This window comes from Qipengyuania atrilutea (assembly GCF_013370205.1).
GTDB classification, from domain to species: Bacteria; Pseudomonadota; Alphaproteobacteria; order Sphingomonadales; family Sphingomonadaceae; genus Actirhodobacter; species Actirhodobacter atriluteus.
On the sequence record NZ_JABWGV010000019.1, the window covers coordinates 1 to 776 of the forward strand.

At 49.5% G+C, this 776-nt stretch carries 1 rRNA gene; it reads right to left on the reverse strand.

The window, feature by feature from the left end:
* Positions 1 to 776 (reverse strand): 23S ribosomal RNA (locus HUV48_RS14185); the annotation flags it as partial.

Here is a 776-nt window from a genome sequence, read left to right on the forward strand (position 1 = left end):
GAGTGATACTGTTAAAAACAGTGGGTTTCCCCATTCGGAAATCTGCGGATCAAAGCTTATTTGCTAGCTCCCCGCAGCTTATCGCAAGCTATAACGTCCTTCATCGCCTGTGATCGCCAAGGCATCCACCATGTGCACTTAGTCACTTGGTGGATGCCATGGATAGATCATCTGGTTTCGGGTCTACACCCAGCGACTAAGACGCCCTATTCGGACTCGCTTTCGCTACGCCTTCCCTATTCGGTTAAGCTTGCCACTGAATGTAAGTCGCTGACCCATTATACAAAAGGTACGCCGTCACCCCATAAAGAGGCTCCGACTGTTTGTATGCACACGGTTTCAGGTTCTATTTCACTCCCCTCCCGGGGTTCTTTTCGCCTTTCCCTCACGGTACTGGTTCACTATCGGTCGATCACGAGTATTTAGCCTTGGAGGATGGTCCCCCCATCTTCAAACAGGATTTCACGTGTCCCGCTCTACTTATTCGACGCTTAGTACCACAGTGTGTGTTTCGTCTACAGGGCTATCACCTGCTACGGCCGTGCTTTCCATCACGTTCGACTGCACACACTGTTATCTCGTCAAGGCTGGTCCGATTTCGCTCGCCACTACTTTCGGAATCTCGGTTGATTTCTTTTCCTCGAGTTACTTAGATGTTTCAGTTCACTCGGTTCGCTTCGACTCACCTATGTATTCAGTGAGTGATACTGTTAAAAACAGTGGGTTTCCCCATTCGGAAATCTGCGGATCAAAGCTTATTTGCTAGCTCCCCGCAG